Here is an 18,569-nt window from a genome sequence, read left to right as displayed (position 1 = left end):
ACTACTTCGGCCGCTTGTCGACCACGCGGCGGGCCTTGCCCACCAGCGTGCGCTCGATGCTGCCGTTGGCCTGCACGCTGGGCTTGACCGAGATGCCCACCAGGGTCTTGATGCGGTGCTGCAGCCAACCGGCGATGTCGCGCAGCTCGCTGTCGTTCAAGGCCGCGCCGGCATGCTGTTCGCAGACCACTTCGACCTGGTCCAGCAGGCCTTCGCGGCTGACGATGATCTGGTACTGGCCGGAGAGCTGCTGGTGCTGCAGCACGATCTCCTCGATCTGCGTGGGGAACACGTTCACGCCGCGGATGATCAGCATGTCGTCGCTGCGGCCCACGATCTTGCCCATGCGGCGGAACGAACGGGACGTGGGTGGCAAGAGGCGCGTCAGGTCGCGCGTGCGGTAGCGGATGATGGGCAGCGCTTCCTTGCTCAGCGAGGTGAACACCAGCTCGCCTTCGCTGCCGTCGGGCAGCACTTCGCCGGTCAGCGGATCGATGATCTCCGGGTAGAAATGGTCTTCCCAGACGACCGGCCCGTCCTTGCTTTCGATGCATTCGCTGGCGACCCCAGGGCCCATCACTTCGGACAGGCCGTAGATGTCGACCGCGTCGATGCCGCCCTTGCCCTCGATCTCGCGCCGCATCGCCTCGGTCCACGGCTCCGCGCCGAAGATGCCGACCTTCAGCGAGCTTTCGCGCGCATCCAGCCCCTGGCGGGTGAACTCTTCGATGATGACCTGCATGTACGAGGGCGTCACCATGATGATGTCGGGCTTGAAGTCGTGGATCAGCTGGACCTGCTTTTCGGTCTGGCCGCCGGACATCGGGATCACGGTGCAGCCGGCGCGCTCGGCGCCGTAGTGCGCGCCCAGGCCGCCGGTGAACAGGCCGTAGCCGTAAGCGACATGGATGATGTCGCCGGCCCGGCCGCCTGCGGCGCGGATGGACCGCGCCACCAGATCGGCCCAGGTGGCTATGTCCTTCTTGGTGTAGCCCACCACGGTCGGCTTGCCGGTGGTGCCGGAAGACGCGTGAATGCGCGAGACCTGCTCGCGCGGCACCGCGAACAGGCCAAAGGGGTAGTTGTCCCGCAGGTCGCGCTTGGTGGTGAACGGGAACTTCGACAGGTCGGCCAGCGCCTTCAGGTCACCGGGGTGCACGCCTGCTGAATCGAAAGCCTGGCGGTAGTGCGGCACGTGGTCGTAGGCGTGCTGCAGCGTCCAGCGCAGGCGCTGCAGTTGCAGCGCTTCGATCTCGTCACGGCTGGCGGTCTCGATGGTCTCCAGGTCACCAGGGGCAGGGCGCTTGGCGGGCATGTCTCTCTCCGAAAATCAAGGGCCGGGGCGTGGGCTCTGCGGCCTCATTCACCGTGGAAGTGGCTGCCTGCAAAGTGGTGGCGCGAGAGCAGCGGCGCGCGCCGGTAGCGCGTCTCGCCGTAGTGCTGCTGCAGGTTGGCCAGCACGCCGAACACGCGGCTGGGACTCAGCTGGTCGGCCCAGGCCAGCGGGCCCTGCGGATAGTTGGTGCCCAGGCGCATGGCGGTGTCGATGTCGGCCGCGCGCGTGGTCGAGGCCGTCATCAGCTCGGCTGCTTCGTTGGCCAGGCAGCAGACGGTGCGCATCACCACCAGGCCGGCCACGTCGTTCAGTGCGAGCAGGCCGATGCCCGCGGTGTGCAGCAGCGTGGCCAGGTCGGCCAGGTGGGTCTCGGCGCCCGCGCTGGCGGCGGCGCCCAGCAGCGGCGTGCTGGCGAAGTCGCGCGCCAGGTCCAGCAACAGCATCGGCTTGCCGGCTGCGCGTTCGGTGGCGGTGCGGCCGTCGGTCAGGGCGAGCTTCACGTCGCCGAGCAGCAGCTGTTCGGCGGGCAGCGCGTCGTCCAGGTGGATGCTCACGCCGGCTGTCGCCAGGCGCTGCAGCAGCGGCGCGAGCAGGCCGGCATCGCGCGGCGCCCGCACCGCGGGTGCGTCGGCCGCTGGCGCGACCAGCGCGACGGTGGGCGCTGCGGCGTCCTTGGCATGGTCGTAAAAGCCGCGCCCGCTCTTGCGGCCGAAGCGGCCCGCACGCACCAGTTCCTGCTGGATCAGGTTCGGCGCGTAGCGCGGGTCGTAGCCCGTGGCCTGGAAGACCGACTCGGTGACCGAGAGGTTCACGTCCTGGCCGATCAGGTCGGTTAGCTCGAACGGTCCCATCGCAAAGCCGCCGGCTTCGCGCAGCAGCCGGTCAATGGCTGGCGCTTCGGCTACGCGTTCGGCCAGCAGCTTGAAGCCCTCCGCGTAATACGGGCGGGCCACGCGGTTGACGATGAAGCCGGGTGCGTTGGGCGCGTCCACCGGCGTCTTGCCCCAGGCAAGAGACAACGCGCGCATCGCATCGACCAAGGCTGGCGCGGTTTCCACGCCGGCAATGAGCTCGACCAGCTTCATGCGCGTGGCCGGGTTGAAGAAGTGCCAGCCGACCAGGCGAGCGGGGCGCTTCAGGCCGAAGGCAATCGCGGTGATGGAGATCGACGAAGTGTTGGTGGCCAGCACCGCCTCGTCGCCCAGCAGTTCCTCCAGTTGGCGGAACAGGCCCTGCTTGGGCTCCAGCCGCTCGACGATGGCTTCCACCGCCAGGCCGCAGCCCGATAGCTCGGCCAATTGCTCGGTGGCGCGCAGGCGGCTGCCCACGGCGGCACGTTCGTCAACCGTCAGCCGGCCACGCTGCACGGCCTGGTCCAGGTCCGCGCCAATGCGGGCGATGGCTTTGGCCGCCGCGCCCGGCGCCAGGTCGAACAGGCAGACCGCGTGGCCGGCCTGGGCGGCCAGCTGGGCGATGCCAGCGCCCATGCTGCCGGCGCCGATCACGGCAACGCGGGTGGAAGGATCAAGCTTGGAGAAAGAGCGCATGGGGTTCTGCAGGGGCCGGCCGAGGTGGGCTGTTGATCATGGGCGAAGCCATCCGCGATGTCGGGTCGGGAAAGCACCTGAGACGGGGTCAGACATAATTAACCGACCGATCGGTAAATAATAGATCGGGTGTTGATCCAGCGCAAGTTCGGGGACTTGGTGGAAACCCGTGGCGGGGTGCCGTCGGGTCGGCGGGGTGCGTTGGCGGCAAGCAGCGCCACGCCAGCCGACAATCGCGCATTGCCCAGAACGCAGGAGAACGCGCTTGAAGACCTATGACATCGAAGTCCAGAACCTGAAATCGGCCCGACACGACATGGGCCTGATCGAACTCCGCGTGGACCTCACGGTGGTGAACCTCCCGCCGCGCGATGAAGGTGCCGCCAGCAGCCGCTTGCGCATGCCGGTCGAACACGCTCGCACCTTGCTGATCCTGCTCAAGCAGCAGATTGCCGAGCTGGACAAGCTGCAGCCGCGCAGCCGGCGCTCCGGCCGCTGCTGAGCGCCCCCAAACCTGGCGCCCTTCGGTCGCCAGGCCCCCCGAGGGGGTCAAGAAAACTTGGGGCGGCCCTGCGTTTTCTTGAGAGACCCCCGCGAAATCGCGAGGGCTCAGTTCAGCCGCGAGCCCTTGGGCAGCCGCGCGGCCAGCCACTCGTGCACGTCGGCCCGGATGTGCCGGCCTTCGAGCAGGAAGCTTTCGAACCGGCTGGGCACGTAGGGCAGGTACAGCAGCGGCATGCCGGCTTCCTCGGGCGTGCGGGCGGCCTTGCGGTTGTTGCACGGGCCGCAGGCCGCGACCAGGTTCATCCAGGTCCAGCCGCCGCCGCGTGACTCGGGCTGGATGTGTTCGCACTGCAGATCGCGCTCCTGGAAACGCTGGCCGCAGTAGGCGCAGGTCATGCGGTCGCGCCGCAGCAGCTTGGCCTTGGTGAAGCCGGGCACCACGTCGAACAGGTTCAGCTTCGAGGCGCCCCGCAACGCGATGATCGGGTGCACCTTGATCAGCGACTGCCGGCCGCTGGCGACGTTGGTACCGCCGCGCAGCGTGGCCAGCGGGCCGTCACCATCGGTCCAGGCGACCGAGCCGGTGGCGATGTGCACAGCAGCCTGTTCGAGCGAGATCCACGCCTGCGGCGTGCCCTGGATGTCGAGCTGCAACACGTGTTGGTGAGGGGGATGCATGGCGGGCCTCCCTTCATGGCCGCGGATGGTTCAAAAATTGGCGGAGAGCGAGCGGATCGAACGCTCGCGGCGACTCTCGTCACCGGCCAGGGCAACGCTGAACAAGTCCTGCGTGCCGCGGCGGATTCAGGCGGGATGCCAGGCTAGGCGCGAGCCGCCGCCCAGGCTCATGCCTGGGCAAGGTTCGCAACGACGCCTGGCGCCCGCCTGAACCGCCCCGAAGGGCTGGCGAGATAACGGGCCGCCTCGGTCGTTGCGCCGCTCGGCGTCGGGCAGAGAGCCCGACCTTCGCGTCGCGCCTACGATCCGGCCCGTTCTCTCGCCAGCGCGGCATGCAGGACTTGTTCAGCGTTGCCCTTGTTTAGCAAGCCGGCCCCTTGCCACTCGGGCAGCTCTCCGTTGAGCGATTGGAAAAACAAAAAAGGCCCGGGCACCTTTGCGGGTGACCGGGCCTCTGCGTGCAGAGCGACGAGGACTCGCGCCTATGCGCGGTCCTCTCCCGGATGCGTCGAATCCTCCAGCCAGCTCAGCTGGGGGCGCGAACTCGATGGTTGGTACGCGTGACTGCCTGCATTCCCGCCCACGCGCCGGCACACGGCAAGGCCGTGGGCGCGATGGCAATGGGACAAAGAGGTGATGGTCACGATGAAGTCTCGGGTGCTGCGTTGAACTGGGTCGGACTGTAAATAGTCTTTACTATTTCTGTCAACGCCGTTGAGGCAAGCGAATGAAAACAACAACAGCGCGTTCAGGCTGCCGCGGCAGTCGCGCTGCCCGGCCGTCGGTGCGGGAGCGCGTGCGGATCAGCGTGGGCAGGCTTTTCACCAGCGGCCCGCGCACCTGCGGGTCGAACTCGAAGTGGCCGGTCCAGACACAGTCTGCGCGGGCCGGTGCGGTGGCAGAGGTCCAGGCCCTGGCCGCTGGGTTTTGAGCGCCGCCGCGGGCTTGCGGTGCCGGGCCTGAAGCGTTTGCTTACGTGGATCGTGGGGGGACGGGGATTTCCAGGGCAAGCGGGGCTTCCACCGCGAAACAGCGGCTCCTAAAGTCGCGAATTTCGCATCGGAGGATCCATGTTTTCGAAGTTGTTCTTCCCCACTCGCCTGCTGTGTGGCGTTGCCCTCGGCATGGGCCTGGCCCACGCTGCGCTCGCCGCGGACGACATCGCCTGTTCGACAGCGGTGCCCACGCCCCAGAAGGTCAGCCGCACCGTGCTCGACTACAACGGCAACCCTCAGACCTACACCTTCTGGACCGCGCAGGACTACTGCTACGGCGATGCGCAGGACTGGTACGAACCGGCACCGACGCAGGGCCGCCTGGTGCAGCGCGCTGACCTCTGGTATCCCACGTCCGACATCAATGTCGTCCGCCCGCTGATCATCTGGACGCATCCCACCGGCATGACCGAAGACTTCCGGGCTGCGAAAAACGCGCCCTACGAAGAGTCCACCATCTTCCAGAGCGTGCTGGTGCCGGCGATGCAGGCGGGTTATGCCGTCGCATCGCTGCAGTTCCGCCATCCGACGGCGTCCTACGACCCCGCGCATCCCACCGACCTGCCCGGCAACACCGACATCCGCGACGCCGTCCAGTACCTGAAGTACCACGCGGACGAGCTTCACATCGACCCGGCCAATGTGTTCCTGGTCGGCCAGTCGCGCGGCACGCTGAACATGCTGTGGGCGATCCGGCCCGACGCTGCGGCGTCCGTGCCCGGCAAGCCCTGGCGTGCAGAGAGCAGCACGGTGCGCGCGGTGTGGGATTACCAGGCGCAGAGCTGCTACAAGAAGGCCAAGGTCAAGAAGACCTTCATCCTGCCGGAGGACTACGGCGCCTATGTCAATGATCCGGACAACTACAACCTGCCTGACAGCTACGACGCCGGCTGCGCGCTCGAAGACGTGCAAGCGGCCACCTCCGGTGCCACGCTGCCGCCGATCCGCGTGATGTACGACGAAGAGCCGATCAGCCACGGCAGCGTGACACTGCAGCACTGGTGCAGCGACAACAGCGACACCACCTGCCGCGCGCAATACCCGCGCCCGGGCACCGTCTGGGCCGACTACTTCGACCTGCACGACGCGAACTTCGGTGTCGCCTTGTCTGCCGCGTACCAGGCCAAGGGTTCCGGTGACGTGGCCTGCCACGGGGTGGCGAAGAAATACGACCACAAGAGCGGGCCCTACAACGGCTACGCCAACTTCACGCACTTCTTCGACCTGTACCACTACCCCTCGGCGCTGCCGACGGGCTATGTGCCGGACTGCCCCGTCGTCGCGCACCCGACCGGCGAGTGAAGCCAGGCAGGCCGGCTCAGAGCGGCCTGCACCAAGCGCCTAACATCGGCCTCTTTGCTGACCAGAGGCCTGTCATGACGGATGAAGCTCGCGTGGATCCCGGCCGCAGGGTCCTGATCGCCGGTGCGACCGGGCTGGTGGGCCAGGCCTTGTTGGCGCTGCTGCTGGCCAATGCTTCGGTCATGCAGGTGCATGCATTGGTCCGGCGCCCGCTTCCGGCGAGGCACGCGAAGCTCAGCGCGCATGTCGTGGACTTTGCTGCCTTGCCACCGCTGCCACCGGTCGACGAGGTCTACCTGGCGCTGGGTACGACGATCAGGATCGCTGGCAGCCAGCCGGCGTTCCGGGCGGTGGATTTCGATGCCAACCTGGCGGTGGCCCGCGCGGCGCGGGCTGCGGGTGCCCGGCGTGCCGGCCTGGTCAGTGCGATGGGCGCAAAGGCCAGTGCCAGCGTCTTCTACAGCCGCGTGAAGGGCGAGATGGAAGACGCACTGGCGACCGTGGGCTTCGACGCCTGGGTCATTGCCAGGCCTTCGATGCTGGTTGGCGACCGTGTGGCGCTGGGCCAGCCGCCGCGCCGCGGCGAGCAGATTGCCGAGACTGTCGGCCACTGGCTGGGGCCACTGATTCCGGCGAACTATCGGCCGGTTGATGCGGTGCGCGTGGCGCGTGCGCTGGCCACGCGTGTGCCGTTGGCGCAGGGGCAGGAAGTCCTGTTGTCTGGCGAGCTGCAACGGTTCGCCTGAGCGGCGTGCGACCCGCGATCAGCGGCCGTTGCTGAGGTTCACCCGGTCCAGCCACAGCAGCGCATCCGCATGCGCAATGAAGTGCTCGAGGTAGGCCGGCGAGAGTTCGCGCATCAGGTGCAGCGAGCGGTGCACCAGGTGCTGCGAGTTCAGCGGGCCGGCGTTGTCCGGCAACGAGGCCAGCGACTGCGCCAGGCGCTGCTCGGCACTGAGTCGGGACCAGGTGCGCTTGAACAGCTGCATCGCCTTCAGCTCGCCGGGCACGGTGCGGGCGGCCGTTGGCGCATTGGCCGGCAGGGCCATCTGCGCGGGCTCGGTCATGCCGGCCATCAAGGCCTTGAACGGGCTGGGCATCGGCGTTGGCGCGGACTCGGTTTCTGCAGCCAGTCGTGTCTCGAGTTCGTCTTCACAGGCTGCGAGCTGCCGGGCCAGCTTCTCGTCCAGCACGCGCCGCGCAGCGCCTTGATGCATGGCGGCGCGCCGGGCCAGCGACTGCAGCAACTGCCATCGCACCGGCAACAGCCGCGCCGCGCCGCGCGTCTGCAAGGCCTGCAGCCTGTCGTTCATGGCGATGGGGCGGCCTCGCGCGAGGGCTTGGGCGTGGGCGACATCTCGACGCGGCGGTTCTTCGCGCGGCCTTCCGCGCTGTCGTTCGAGGCCACTGGCTGTTGGGCGCCGAAGGCGGCGGCGAACACCGCCGAAGCCGGCACGCCTTCTTCGATGAGGGTGCGGGTGACGGTCAGTGCGCGCTGGGCCGAGAGTTCCCAGTTGTCGGCAAATACCTGGTTCTTGCCGCCGCGCATCAGGCGGTCGTCGGTGAAGCCGCTGACCATCAGCGCTTCGTCGCGCGACTGCAGATAGGTCGCCAGCGGCGCCGCCAGGCTCTTCAGCAGCTGCCGGCCTTCGGGCTGAAGCTCCGCCGAGTTGAAGCCGAACAGCACGCTGCCGGAAATGCCGATGCGGCCATGGTCCAGCGTGACGCGGCCGGCGGCCAGCGGCACCGCCAGCGCGCGCTCGAGCTCGGTGCGGCGCTGGGTTTCCAGCTGGCGCTGCTTGACCTCCATTTCCAGCCGCGCGGCCAGCTCCAGCTGCGAAGCCAGCGCAAACAGCAGGATCAGCACAAACGCGCCCAGCAGGCCGGCCATCAGGTCGCCGAAGACCGCCCAGACCGGCGCAGATGCCTCGACGCCCGCGTCCATCTCCAGTTCGTCGCTCGTCATCAAGCGGCTTCCGCGCTGGCCAGGTTGCCTGACACGCGCTGCAGTTCCTCGATGATCTGCTTTTGCGACAGCATGCTCAGGTCGATCACCTCGCGCGCCTGGGCCACGTAGTAGGCCAGCTGCTCGTCACTGCGCGAGAGCGACTTGCTCAAGGCGCCTTCGATGCGCTGCAACTGCGAGACCAGCTTCTCGTTCGAGTCGCTGAACAGCTGCACGCCAGCGCCAAAGGCCTCGCCCAGGCTGCCGACCTCGGCCGCGCTGCCGGTGAGTTGCGCCGCGGCTTCGGTCAGTTGCGCAGACTGGGTTTCGACCTGCGCGCCGAACTGCTCGCCCACGCGCGCCAACATCCCGGCGGACTGTTCGACCAGCGCATCGATCGCGCCGCGTTGTTCGGTCGCGGCCTGGTTCACGGCGGTGAGCAGCGTGCCCAGCGTCTCCAGCACCTGCGCGCGTTCCTCCAGCAGCGCGTTGTCGCGCGCCATGCTGTCGGACAGTTGCTGGCGCAGCTCGCCAATCACCTCGGCGGCGGCGCGCGGCGCCTCGGCCGCGGCCCGCATCAGCTGGCCGATCTCGGCGATGGTGCTGGCGGCGTGGGTCTCGGCCTGCGTGGTGATTTCGCGCGCGGTGCGTTCCATCGTCTCGCAGATGCGCGCCTGCTGCGCCAGCGTCTGCGCGCCGGCCGCCTGCCATTCCGCGCGCAGCGAAGCGGCCATCTGTTCCAGCGCCTGCGTCATTGCGGCCAGGCGCTGCTGGTCCTGCGTGGCCGAGGCGGACCGCAGCTGGTCATGCGCCTGGCTGGCGGTCTGCAGCAGCGAGGCGGCATGCTGCTCGAAGCTGGCCGCGGCGGTGCTCAGGGCCTGCTGCGTGCTGTGCGCGGCCTGTTCGCTGGCCTGCTGGTGTTGGGCCAACGCTGCCTGCCAGCCGTCGGTCACGCGCTGTGCGGTGTCGTCCAGCCGCGCGGTCACGCTGCTGATCTGCTCGGTGGCAGTGCTGGCCAGGCGTTCCTGCAAGGCGCTGCTGTCGCGCGCCAGCTCGGTCATCGCGTCAGCCAGCGCCTGCTGGGATGCGGCCTGGTGCTGGCTCACGGTGTCCAGCAGCGATGCGGAGCGCTGCTCGAAGGTGTCGCTGAAGCGGGTCAGCGAGGCACCAAGCGCCTCGCTCAGGCCCTGGCTGCTGCGCTCGTGCTGGCCCAGCGCCGCCTGCCAGGTGTCGGCCACTCGGCTGTTGCTGGCTTCGAAACGGGCCGAGAGCTGGTCCAGCTGCTGCTGCAGCGCGCCGGCCAGCGTGGCATGCAGCGCGCGGGTCTCCTGGGCAATGCCGGCCAGCGTGGCTTCGACCACGGGCTGGATGGTGTCGCCGGCCGCGCGGGCGCTGGCGGTGAGGCTGTCCTTCAAGGTCTTGTCGACCGAAGCCGCGAGGCTGGCATAGGCCGTGCCGGCCTGGGCCTGGAAGCGTTCCTGGCTGGCCAGCAGCTGGGTGTTGGACTGCTCGGCCTGGCGCGCCAGCGTGGCCATCATGGCCTGCAGCTGTTCGACCAGCGCCGGCATCTGCTCGGTCTGGCGCTGCAGCAGTGCCAGCGTCTGCTGGCGGTGGCTGTCGCGTTCGATGTCCCGCGCGCGGGCCTTGGAGAACACATGCAGGCCGTCCGCGATCTGCTTGTCCAGCAGCTGCGCCACCTGCACTCGCTCGCGGCGGCCGAGTGCCGACATCAGCCCCAGCGCAGCAGAAGCGGCGACACCCGCCACCGAGGTGCCGAATGCCAGACCCAGGCCTTGCACCGGCGCAGCCAGCGAATCGCGCACGGCGGCGAGGTCGGCCGCGCCGGCCAGGGCGCTGCCGGTGCCACGCAGCGTCAGCACCATGCCGAGGAAGGTGCCCAGCATGCCCAGCAGCACCAGGAGACCCGCGAGGTAAGGCGCCATTGCCGGGCCGGGCAGGCCAGCCGATTCGCCGTCGATGCGGCGGCGCACGGCGGGCTGCAGCGCGGTGGGCACGCGGTCCAGCCAGGGGCGCAGTTCAGGCAGTGGCGCTGGCATTTCGGCCAGCGCTTGCGCCAGCCCGGCGGTCGCCTGCTCGAAGCGCCGCAGCTCCAGCGCGCCCATCAGGAAGAACGCAGCGATCAGCACGGTGACGGCCAGTGCGAGCGGGCTGGTGCCAAGGTAGCCGGCGGCAATCCAGCCGACCACGGCCAGGCCGGCAGCGAAGGTGGCGAGGCGTAGGAATCTGTTCATGGCAATCTGTTCACGAGCCGCGAAGGGCGGCGAGCAGCCCTTCCAGCGGTTGCATGCGGTGGTCCAGTTCGGCGAGCAGCAGCGCGCGCATGTCCTGGCAAAAATGGTCCAGCCAGGCGGTGGACGGCGTGGCTTCGGGCTCGGTCTGCAAAGTGGCCTCGGCGGCCTGCGCGCGGCGCAGGCGCTCGAAATGCACGCCCAGCGAAGCGGGCAGGCTGGCCAGCAGCGCCTGCTCCTGCGCGCCGATGATGGGTGCCATCGCCACGTCCAGCGCTGCCAGCCTGGCCATCTCGGGCGACTGGGTGGCCAGGGCCGCCTGCAGGCGCTCGCGCAGCGTGCCGATCTGCGTCTCCATGGCCTGCTGCGCGGCGAGGTAGCGCTGGCGGTAGGACGGGAAGTCGAGCGCAGCGGCCTCTGGGGCGGCGCGCCTGGCGGCAGCGGTCGGGTTCAACGGGCGGGGCTCGGTCTTGCCGGCGGGGGCCTGTTCGACGAGGGTCGTCAGCTCGGCCCGCACGCGGCGGTATGCGCGCTCCGCCGCGGTGGCGGGCGGCAGGGCGCGGGTTCGGGTGGGGGGCGTTGGCGCCACCGTGGGCGCGCTGTTCAAGGCGGCGGACAGCGAAATCGCGTCACGCCAGTCGACCCAGCCGCTCAGGCGCTCGGCGAAGGCAGCCTTCGAGGCCGGCACGTCCGCGGCGTCCGTCAGCGCGGCCAGCAGGCGCACCAACGCCGAGCCGGTCACCAGGGGGCGGCGCGTCACTTGCGCCTTGCTGCCGTTCAAGGTTCCCAATCGAAAAAACGTCGGATTTTACCGACAGCGGCCAGACCGGGCCAGGCTGCCCCTTCGCGACGCCGGGTTGCAGGGCTGGGCGTCGAGGGGATGAGACTGTTGGTCAAGCTCAAGGCCGTGCCGTGCCGTGCCGCGGCGTCGCCAAGGTGCTTTCCGCGTTGGCTAGCCTTCTTCGTCGCAGCGCGGCTCGATCTTCTGTGCTGTGGCTCTCAGCGGGGCGAGCACCTTGCGCAAGGATGGCAGATCACGCGCAATGGTGTGCCACACGATGCTCAGGTCCACATTGAAATACCCGTGAATCCAGCGGTTGCGCGTGTCCCAAATGGTCTTCCAGGGCACCTCGGGGTGGGCATCGATCAGCGAGCGGGAGCGAATGCGGATTTGGGTCGCAATCTCGCCGATCAGTTCGACCTGGCGCACTGCAGCGGCGTCATGCAGCGGGCAGCGACCTTCCATGAAGTCCTCTTCGTCGCATTCAGAGACGATCTTGTCGGCGAGATCAAGTGCGGCCTCGATGTGATCCAGGTAGTCAAGCAGCCTGGGCTGATTCATACCGGCAGGGCTTCGCTGATGATGCGGTCACGGGAGCGTTTCGGCAGGCCTCCGGGGGTCACAAGGTCAACTTTCACGCCCAGCAGTTCTTCCAGCTCGACGTGCAGACCAGCCAGGTCATAGAGCGAGGCGCCATCCAGCGGTTCGATCAGGAAGTCGATGTCGCTGGCTTCGGTGTCTTTCCCGCTGGCGACGGAGCCGAAGACACGGAGGTTGCGCAGGCGGGCTTGTTTGGCAACAAGGATGCGCAAGGCTTCACGGTGAAGTTCAAGCAGCTGCGAGGGCTTCATGGTGCGCTGATCATAGGGCCGCCGGAACAGTCTGCGCAAATCCACGGCATGGAGCCCGTCACAATCCCCCGCACAGCCCGCAGCGAGGGCGCCAGCGGCGCATGCGCCAAGCAACTTGATGAACCAGACACCGAGCACCTCGACACCCCGGGACCTGCTGATCCTCAGCGTGAGCGCCGGCAACGGCCATGTGCGGGCCGCGCAGGCGCTGGCCGCTGCGGCGACCACGCTGCAGCCAGCCTGCAGCGCCACCCATGTGGACGCGATGGCGCATGTCGCCGCCGGCTTCCGCAAGGTCTACACCGACTGGTACATCCAGCTCGTCAACCGTGCGCCGGAGCTGTGGTCCTACCTGCACCAGAAGACCGACGAGACGCCGCACAGCGCCACCTCGCAGCGTCTGCGCCGCGCCATCGAGCGCGTGAGCGCCGGGGACCTGCTGCGCGAGGTGCGCAAGGCCCGGCCGAAAGCCATCGTCTGCACCCATTTCCTGCCGGCCGAGCTGCTGATGCGCGAGCAGCAGAAGGGCCGGATGGACGCGCCGATCTGGCTGCAGGTCACGGACTACGACCTGCACAACATGTGGCTGGTGCCCGGCATGGCCGGCTACCTCGCGGCGACCGAGGAGGTGGCCTTTCGCATGCGCGAGCGTGGCCTGCCGGAGGACCGCATCCATGTCACCGGCATCCCGGTCATGCCCGGCTTCTCTCAACCTGAGGCACCTGAATTGGCGCGCGGCGCCAACGTCATCCGCCTCGGGCTGGACCCTGTGCGCCGCGTGATCCTGATGGCCTCGGGCGGCGCCGGCGTGGGCGACCTGCCCAGCATGGTCGAGCAGGTGCTGGCGCTGCAAGGCCCGGGCTGCGACTTCCAGGTGATTGCCGTGGCCGGCCGCAACGCGGCGGCGCACGCGGCGCTGCAGGCGCTGGCGCAGCGCGTGCCGGGGCGGCTGGTCGCCATCGGCTTCACGCAGGAGATGGAGCGGCTGATGGCCGCGGCCGACCTGGTCGTCACCAAGCCCGGCGGGCTGACCATCTCCGAATGCCTGGCGCTGGGCAAGCCCATGCTGCTGGTGTCGCCCATCCCCGGCCAGGAAGAGCACAACGCCGGCTTCCTGCTCGAAGAGGGGGCCGCGTGGCTGGCCTATGACGCCATCGGCCTGGGCTACAAGGTGGCGCGGCTGATGGCCATGCCGGACAAGCTCGGGCAGATGGCCGCCGCCAGCCAGGCGCTGGGCAAGCCGCAGGCCGCGCGCCGCGTGCTGGAACAGGTGCTCGGGCGATGAGCGGTGCGCCCAACGACACCAGCCTGCGCCGCACGCTGGTCTACCTGCTGTGGGTGCTGGTGGTGGCGTTTTTCTTTGCCAACGTCGAGGTGCAGATTGAAGGCCCGGCCGGCTGGGCCGCGGCGCTGCCGACCTGGCGCATCGAGTCGCACTGGCTGCTGGACATCTTCTGGGGCGGCCGCGCGATGACCGGCTACCACGCCTGGGTCTTCAGCTTCATGGCGCTGGTCTTCTTCATGCCACTGGCCTTCAACGGCCGCTTCGGCTGGCGAGACGCCGCGTTGGCGCTGGCCGGCCTGATGACGTTCTGGATCGTCGAGGACTGGCTGTGGTTCGTGCTGAACCCTGCCTATGGCTGGCAGCAGTTCAACCCGGCCCACGTGCCCTGGCACAAGCACTGGCTGCTGTTTGCGCCAACGGATTACTGGGTCGGCCTGGGTGGCGCCGCGCTGATCGTCGCGCTGCGCCATCGGCCGCGCCGCGAGGGCCGCACATGAAGCGCGAATCCCGGCGGACCAAGCAGAAGCACTACGCGGTGCCCGGCGTGCGGCCGGAAGACTGGGCCGATCCGCTGACCGGCCAGCAGCATGCGCTGGCCAACCTGCACCGCATCACGCCTACGCTGTTCCGCAGCGCCCAGCCCCGGCGCAACGACCTGCCGGCGCTGCACGCATTGGGCATCCGCACGGTCGTCAGTTTCCGCTCCTTCAACAGCGACGAGCGTGCGCTGGCCGGCAGCGGCATCGGCCAGGTCCGCGTGCCCATCGACACCTGGGCCATTGACGACGACAAGGTGCTGCAGGCGCTGCGCGCGATCCGCGCCGCCGAACAGCGTGGCCCGGTGCTGGTCCACTGCTGGCATGGCGCTGACCGCACCGGCGTCGTCGCCGCCGCGTACCGCATGGTGCTGCAAGGCTGGGACAAGGACGCCGCCCGCCACGAGATGTTCCGCGGCGGCTACGGTTACCACACGCTGTGGCGCAACATCCCGCGCTACCTGGACCGGCTGGACGTGGCCGCGCTGCGCCAGGCCCTGCTTGAAACTGCGACCACATCATGACCACCGCCTCACCCTCGGCCCTGCAGCGCGTGGGCCTGACCACCGCCGCGCTGGTGCTGCTCAACGTCGTGCTGTACCTGGCGCAGGCCTTGTCCGGCCAGTCCTGGATCGAGCGCTCGCCGCAGGAAATGCTGGCCTGGGGCGGCAACCTGGCCTTGCTGAGCCTGACCGGCGACCTGTGGCGGCTGGGTGCCAGCGTCTTCCTGCACGGCGGGCTGCTGCACCTGGCGATGAACATGTACATGCTGTGGCTGCTGGGCCCTGCCGCCCAGCGCCAGCTCGGCCGCAGCGGCTTGCTGCTGGTTTTCCTGGCCGGCGGCTGGGCGGCCAGTTGCGCCAGCAGCGGCTGGTTCGGCTGGCATCTGCTGCGCGAGTATGTGCAGGGCGGCCATCCTGCGCAGTGGATGGTCGTCAGCGCGGGTGCGTCGGGCGGGATCATGGCCTTGTGCGGCGCGCTGCTGTCCTCGCTGGCCTGGCAAAAATTGCAGCGCGAGCCGTCGCGGCTGGGCGCCGGCTTTGGCAGGGCGCTGGGACAAGTGGTGTTGATCAACCTGGTGGCCGGCAGCCTGATCAGCGGCGTGGACCAGTCCGCGCACGTGGGCGGGCTGCTCGCCGGTGGCCTGATGGGCGCACTGGTGGCGTCCGCCGGCAACCTGCGCTCGCAGGGCCTGGCGCTGTTGCTGCGGCTGGCGGTGGCGCTGCTGGCAGGCTGGGGCAGCAGCTGGACCTTGCTGCACCTGGCGGACTGGCAGCCGCTGCAGCAGGCGCGCGGCGATTTCGAGCAGTCAGCGCCCGCCGAATGAGGCCTGGCGATGTCCACAGCGGCTGTGGACAAGCCTGTGTCAAAGCCGTGCCCAGTGGCGCCAAGTGCCGGTCGCGTCAGGCTTTTGTCTGGGGTGCCCGGGTTTTGTGCAGTTGCTGCCTGGCCCGGCGGCGGCGCAGCCATCGCGGTGCCAGCCAGTGGCCGAAGCCGGGCTCCTCGTAGGCCAGCAGCGCGGGCACCCGCACTTCGATGCGGGTGCCGGTGGGCACTTCGCTGGCCAGCGTCAGGCGGGCGCCTATCAGTGCGGCGCGTTCATGCATGCCGGCCAGCCCCCAGTGGCCGTCGGCGGCACCACGGTCCCGCACCTGCGGGCTGAGGCCGATGCCGTCGTCGCAGACGCACAGCAGCAGCCCGTCGCTGCCGTAGGCGATCACCAGCGTGATCTGGTTGGCATTTGCATGCCGGTAGGCGTTCAGCAGACCTTCACGGGCAATGCAGTACAGCTCGTCCAGCACCTTGCGCTGCAGCGCCCGCGGCTGGCCCTGGGTGGTGACGCGCAGGCGCGCAGCCGAGCCCGAGCCCAGCACGCGGCCCAGCGCCTCCAGCGCCTGGGCCAGCTCGGTGCCGTCGACCTGCGGGCTGCGCAGGTCGCGCACCCGCTCGCGGGCTTCGAGCACCACGTCGTCGGCCTTGTCCAGCAGCGTCTCGATCTGCTGCCGCACCGGCGCATCGGCCGGCAGCGTCGAGGCCAGGCCCTGCACGTTGACGATCAGGCCCTGCGTGCTCTGCAGCAAGGTGTCGTGCAGCTCGCGGGCGATGCGCTCGCGCTCGCTGTGGCGCACCTGCAGCTCGCGCCGCACGCGCAGGGCGATCGCCCGCGCGCGCAGCAGGTAGAGCCCACCCGTGACCAGCAGCAGCGCCACGCCGCAGGCCAGCGCGAACAGCCGGCTCTGCTGCCAGGTCGGCGCAATGCGGAAGTCCAGCGTCGTCTCCTGCGGGTTCCACACGCCGTCCCCGTTGGCCGCCACGACGCGGAAGCGGTAGTGCCCGTCCGCCAGGTTCGCGTAGGTGGCTTCGTGTCGCGTGCCGGCCTCCTGCCAGTCGTTGTCCACGCCATCCAGCCGGTAGCGGAAGCGCGCGCGGTCGGCCACGGCCAGCGTCAGCGCGGTGTAGCGGATCGCCAGGTTGCGCGTGCCGGCCGGCAGTTGCAGGTCCGGCACCGGTGCATGGGGCACGTCTCCCACCCGCAGCTGCTGGATCTCCACTGTCGGCGACCGTATGTTGCGCGGCAGCTCGGCCGGGTCCAGCCAGGCCAGGCCGTGGTTGGTCGCGAACCACAGCCGGTCCCGCGCGTCCCGCACCAGCGTGGACTGCAGCGGCGCCTGCTGGGCAATGCCGGGCAGGCCCTCGTGCCAGTCCAGCAGGCGGTAATTCAGGCGGGGCGGCTGCTGCTCGAACATCGCCGGCAGGTCGGCCGGCTTGACCTGCACCACGCCGCGCGCACCGTTCAGCCACAGGTCGCCGTCGCGCGTCTCGGCAATGCCGGAGACATGGCCGAAGGCATCGTCGCGCTCGGCCGAGACGGTCGAAAAACGCCGGCCGTCGAAGCGCGCGAAGCCGGACTCACCGGCCACGAAGATCGCATCGCGGCCGACGTGAATCGCCGTGGTGCGGCCGGTCAACAGCCCGTCGGCGTTGCCGTAGCGGCGCAGTGTGCCGCCGGCCAGCTGCACCACCTCGTCGTCGAAGCCGAACCAGGTGTCGCCGTTGTCGGCCACGGTGATCGCCGTCGGTGGCGGGCCGCCGTTGTCGATGCGTTGTTCGCGCTGCACGCTGTTCGGCGTGACGTGGTAGACGCCCTTGCCGACCAGCGAGACCCAGGCGCCGCCCGCATGGTCGGGGGCAAAGGCTCGCTCAGAGACGCTGCTGGCGACCGACGTGAAGTCGACGAGCTGGCGTTGTCCGCCATGGAGCCGGGTCATGGTGTCGTCAAGCACCCACAGCGCGCCATCGGGGGCCTGCATCATCGCGTGCGCACCGTGCCGCTCATTGCGCACCTGAGGCGGGTTGGGCGGGTCCAGCCACAAGGTCTGGTTGCGATTGGCGACCAGCACACCGCTGCCCGAGGGCGTGACGGCCAGGCGGCCCGGCACGCCCTGCGAGAAGGCGGCCAAAGGGTGCAGCCGCATGTGCCGAAAGCTCTCCAGGCCGTAGTTCGTGCCGACCCAGATGTCGCCGTCGCCGTCCTCCAGCAGCGGTACCACCACCTCGGACGCCAGGCCGTCCGGCCCGGAGAACAGTTCGGAATCCTGCGGCGCGAGGCGTTGGCCGGTGGGCACGGCCGACGGGTCGCGCAGCCGCCGCACGCCGGCGCCGGACTCGGTCATCCACATGCTGCCGTCGCGCGCGAACAGCATCTGCTTGACACGGAGGAACGGGTTGGCAGGCAGCGCCGCATGGGTGGCGGTGGCCTGGGCCAGCGCAGACGACAGCGGTGCGCCTTGCGCGTAGTCCGGCAGCGGCCGCGTGCCTCCTGCGGGCTCCGAGACCCAGAGCCGCCCGGCGCGGTCCTCGGCCATCACCGGCTCGTGGATCAGCCACTCGCCGGTGGGCCTGAACTGGCGCTCGCCCGGTTTCAGGTAGAACAAGGTGTTGGATGTGGTCACCCACAGCACGCCGCGGTGGTCGGTCAGCAGGCCGTCGGCGCCGTCGTCAGGAAAGCCCCAGTCACTGCCGATGCGCTGCCAGCGCTGGCCGTCGAAACGCGCCAGGCCCTCGCCGGCGGCCGCCCACAGCGCGCCGTCCGGCGTGGTCACGATGCGCAGCACGCGGCCGCCCGGCATGCCTTGCGCCTGGTCGTAGGCCGTCACCATGCCGTCGCGCAGGCGAACCACCCCGCCGGTATAGAGGCCGAGCCAGATGTCCCCGTTGGGCAGCACCTTCAGGGCGTTGATGTTGGTCGAGCGCAGCCGTTGGCCCTCGCGCAGCGGGTAGCGGTCGAAGCGGGCGCCGTCGAAGCGGTACAGGCCCAGGCCGGTGCCCAGCCACAGCGAGCCGGTCGGCGACTGCGCGAGCGTCCAGATGTCGGCCGGCGCCCCGTCGGTCACCGTGCGCGAGATGTGCATGAACTCGCTCAGCGGCGGCGCCGTCGCACGCGCCGCGAAGCTGCTGCATGCCAGTGCCAGCAGGAAGGCTGTCAAGTACAGCAGGCGGCCAATGCCGGGGCGTGGAGTCAAGAGGTTCAGTCGAAAAGCAGTGAATGCTTGCAGGGCA

At 69.3% G+C, this 18,569-nt stretch carries 17 protein-coding genes; 7 read left to right on the top strand and 10 right to left on the bottom strand.

The window, feature by feature from the left end:
- Window position 1: 1 nt before the first annotated feature.
- On the bottom strand, window positions 2-1,315 hold the full coding sequence (paaK, locus tag AC3WR5_RS16975; protein ID WP_492485859.1) for a phenylacetate--CoA ligase PaaK: 1,314 nt from the start codon (window positions 1,313-1,315) through the stop codon (window positions 2-4).
- A gap of 44 nt (window positions 1,316-1,359) precedes the next feature.
- Window positions 1,360-2,883: a 3-hydroxyacyl-CoA dehydrogenase gene (locus AC3WR5_RS16970; protein ID WP_492485858.1), complete on the bottom strand. Its 1,524-nt coding sequence runs from the start codon at window positions 2,881-2,883 to the stop codon at window positions 1,360-1,362.
- Between the two features lie 265 nt (window positions 2,884-3,148).
- Between AC3WR5_RS16970 and AC3WR5_RS16965 the strand changes: the two genes are divergently transcribed.
- Window positions 3,149-3,385 carry a hypothetical protein gene (locus AC3WR5_RS16965; RefSeq protein WP_141290305.1) on the top strand — a complete coding sequence of 79 codons (237 nt, stop codon included), beginning with the start codon at window positions 3,149-3,151 and terminating at the stop codon, window positions 3,383-3,385.
- Window positions 3,386-3,492: 107 nt separating this feature from the next.
- Here AC3WR5_RS16965 and AC3WR5_RS16960 read toward each other — a convergent pair whose 3' ends face one another.
- A complete protein-coding gene (locus AC3WR5_RS16960; protein WP_492485857.1) occupies window positions 3,493-4,065 on the bottom strand; it encodes an HNH endonuclease in 573 nt (190 codons plus the stop codon).
- 1,070 nt (window positions 4,066-5,135) lie between these two features.
- Here AC3WR5_RS16960 and AC3WR5_RS16955 point away from each other — a divergent pair.
- The gene (locus tag AC3WR5_RS16955) at window positions 5,136-6,362 is read left to right on the top strand and encodes a hypothetical protein (protein ID WP_492485856.1); all 1,227 of its coding nucleotides are present in this window, start codon (window positions 5,136-5,138) and stop codon (window positions 6,360-6,362) included.
- A gap of 74 nt (window positions 6,363-6,436) precedes the next feature.
- Window positions 6,437-7,108 (top strand): NAD(P)H-binding protein, encoded by a 672-nt coding sequence (locus tag AC3WR5_RS16950; RefSeq protein ID WP_492485855.1) that lies wholly within the window; start codon window positions 6,437-6,439, stop codon window positions 7,106-7,108.
- A gap of 18 nt (window positions 7,109-7,126) precedes the next feature.
- Here AC3WR5_RS16950 and AC3WR5_RS16945 read toward each other — a convergent pair whose 3' ends face one another.
- The 6 genes from AC3WR5_RS16945 to AC3WR5_RS16920 all read right to left on the bottom strand — a co-directional run bounded on the left by AC3WR5_RS16945 (window position 7,127) and on the right by AC3WR5_RS16920 (window position 12,188).
- Window positions 7,127-7,675 (bottom strand): DUF2894 domain-containing protein, encoded by a 549-nt coding sequence (locus AC3WR5_RS16945; protein WP_492485854.1) that lies wholly within the window; start codon window positions 7,673-7,675, stop codon window positions 7,127-7,129.
- A complete protein-coding gene (locus tag AC3WR5_RS16940; protein ID WP_492485853.1) occupies window positions 7,672-8,328 on the bottom strand; it encodes an OmpA family protein in 657 nt (218 codons plus the stop codon). The genes AC3WR5_RS16945 and AC3WR5_RS16940 overlap by 4 nt, the downstream gene beginning before the upstream one ends.
- Window positions 8,328-10,559: a DUF802 domain-containing protein gene (locus AC3WR5_RS16935; protein WP_492485852.1), complete on the bottom strand. Its 2,232-nt coding sequence runs from the start codon at window positions 10,557-10,559 to the stop codon at window positions 8,328-8,330. Before AC3WR5_RS16935 ends, AC3WR5_RS16940 begins: the two co-directional genes overlap by 1 nt.
- A gap of 10 nt (window positions 10,560-10,569) precedes the next feature.
- Complete coding sequence (locus AC3WR5_RS16930) at window positions 10,570-11,316, bottom strand: DUF3348 family protein (protein WP_492485851.1); 747 nt, start codon at window positions 11,314-11,316, stop codon at window positions 10,570-10,572.
- Between the two features lie 192 nt (window positions 11,317-11,508).
- A complete protein-coding gene (locus AC3WR5_RS16925; RefSeq protein ID WP_492485850.1) occupies window positions 11,509-11,898 on the bottom strand; it encodes a HepT-like ribonuclease domain-containing protein in 390 nt (129 codons plus the stop codon).
- The gene (locus AC3WR5_RS16920) at window positions 11,895-12,188 is read right to left on the bottom strand and encodes a nucleotidyltransferase family protein (RefSeq protein WP_492485849.1); all 294 of its coding nucleotides are present in this window, start codon (window positions 12,186-12,188) and stop codon (window positions 11,895-11,897) included. The genes AC3WR5_RS16925 and AC3WR5_RS16920 overlap by 4 nt, the downstream gene beginning before the upstream one ends.
- A gap of 118 nt (window positions 12,189-12,306) precedes the next feature.
- Here AC3WR5_RS16920 and AC3WR5_RS16915 point away from each other — a divergent pair, with 118 nt between their 5' ends.
- From AC3WR5_RS16915 to AC3WR5_RS16900, 4 genes are read left to right on the top strand one after another with little or no spacing between them, the layout of a single operon-like run.
- Window positions 12,307-13,473, top strand: a complete 1,167-nt coding sequence (locus AC3WR5_RS16915; RefSeq protein ID WP_492485848.1) for an MGDG synthase family glycosyltransferase — start codon at window positions 12,307-12,309, stop codon at window positions 13,471-13,473.
- Window positions 13,470-13,970: a hypothetical protein gene (locus AC3WR5_RS16910; protein ID WP_492485847.1), complete on the top strand. Its 501-nt coding sequence runs from the start codon at window positions 13,470-13,472 to the stop codon at window positions 13,968-13,970. The genes AC3WR5_RS16915 and AC3WR5_RS16910 overlap by 4 nt, the downstream gene beginning before the upstream one ends.
- Window positions 13,967-14,533, top strand: coding sequence for a tyrosine-protein phosphatase (locus AC3WR5_RS16905; RefSeq protein WP_492485846.1), 567 nt, complete (start codon window positions 13,967-13,969; stop codon window positions 14,531-14,533). Before AC3WR5_RS16910 ends, AC3WR5_RS16905 begins: the two co-directional genes overlap by 4 nt.
- Window positions 14,530-15,336, top strand: coding sequence for a rhomboid family intramembrane serine protease (locus AC3WR5_RS16900; RefSeq protein ID WP_492485845.1), 807 nt, complete (start codon window positions 14,530-14,532; stop codon window positions 15,334-15,336). The genes AC3WR5_RS16905 and AC3WR5_RS16900 overlap by 4 nt, the downstream gene beginning before the upstream one ends.
- Window positions 15,337-15,412: 76 nt before the next feature.
- Here AC3WR5_RS16900 and AC3WR5_RS16895 read toward each other — a convergent pair whose 3' ends face one another.
- Window positions 15,413-18,532 carry a sensor histidine kinase gene (locus AC3WR5_RS16895; protein WP_492485844.1) on the bottom strand — a complete coding sequence of 1,040 codons (3,120 nt, stop codon included), beginning with the start codon at window positions 18,530-18,532 and terminating at the stop codon, window positions 15,413-15,415.
- Window positions 18,533-18,569 lie beyond the last annotated feature (37 nt).

It is taken from the genome of Ideonella sp. FW305-24, from assembly GCF_058788035.1.
The sequence above is the reverse complement of the archived record's forward strand: the minus strand, read 5'-3'. Positions and strand labels throughout refer to the sequence as shown.

Coding starts and splice junctions, on each gene's coding strand:
- paaK (WP_492485859.1), bottom strand. CDS start 1,315: ATGCCCGCCAAGCGCCCTGCCCCTGGTGACCTGGAGACCATCGAGACC.
- AC3WR5_RS16970 (WP_492485858.1), bottom strand. CDS start 2,883: ATGCGCTCTTTCTCCAAGCTTGATCCTTCCACCCGCGTTGCCGTGATC.
- AC3WR5_RS16960 (WP_492485857.1), bottom strand. CDS start 4,065: ATGCATCCCCCTCACCAACACGTGTTGCAGCTCGACATCCAGGGCACG.
- AC3WR5_RS16955 (WP_492485856.1), top strand. CDS start 5,136: ATGTTTTCGAAGTTGTTCTTCCCCACTCGCCTGCTGTGTGGCGTTGCC.
- AC3WR5_RS16950 (WP_492485855.1), top strand. CDS start 6,437: ATGACGGATGAAGCTCGCGTGGATCCCGGCCGCAGGGTCCTGATCGCC.
- AC3WR5_RS16945 (WP_492485854.1), bottom strand. CDS start 7,675: ATGAACGACAGGCTGCAGGCCTTGCAGACGCGCGGCGCGGCGCGGCTG.
- AC3WR5_RS16940 (WP_492485853.1), bottom strand. CDS start 8,328: ATGACGAGCGACGAACTGGAGATGGACGCGGGCGTCGAGGCATCTGCG.
- AC3WR5_RS16935 (WP_492485852.1), bottom strand. CDS start 10,559: ATGAACAGATTCCTACGCCTCGCCACCTTCGCTGCCGGCCTGGCCGTG.
- AC3WR5_RS16925 (WP_492485850.1), bottom strand. CDS start 11,898: ATGAATCAGCCCAGGCTGCTTGACTACCTGGATCACATCGAGGCCGCA.
- AC3WR5_RS16920 (WP_492485849.1), bottom strand. CDS start 12,188: ATGAAGCCCTCGCAGCTGCTTGAACTTCACCGTGAAGCCTTGCGCATC.
- AC3WR5_RS16915 (WP_492485848.1), top strand. CDS start 12,307: ATGAACCAGACACCGAGCACCTCGACACCCCGGGACCTGCTGATCCTC.
- AC3WR5_RS16910 (WP_492485847.1), top strand. CDS start 13,470: ATGAGCGGTGCGCCCAACGACACCAGCCTGCGCCGCACGCTGGTCTAC.
- AC3WR5_RS16905 (WP_492485846.1), top strand. CDS start 13,967: ATGAAGCGCGAATCCCGGCGGACCAAGCAGAAGCACTACGCGGTGCCC.
- AC3WR5_RS16900 (WP_492485845.1), top strand. CDS start 14,530: ATGACCACCGCCTCACCCTCGGCCCTGCAGCGCGTGGGCCTGACCACC.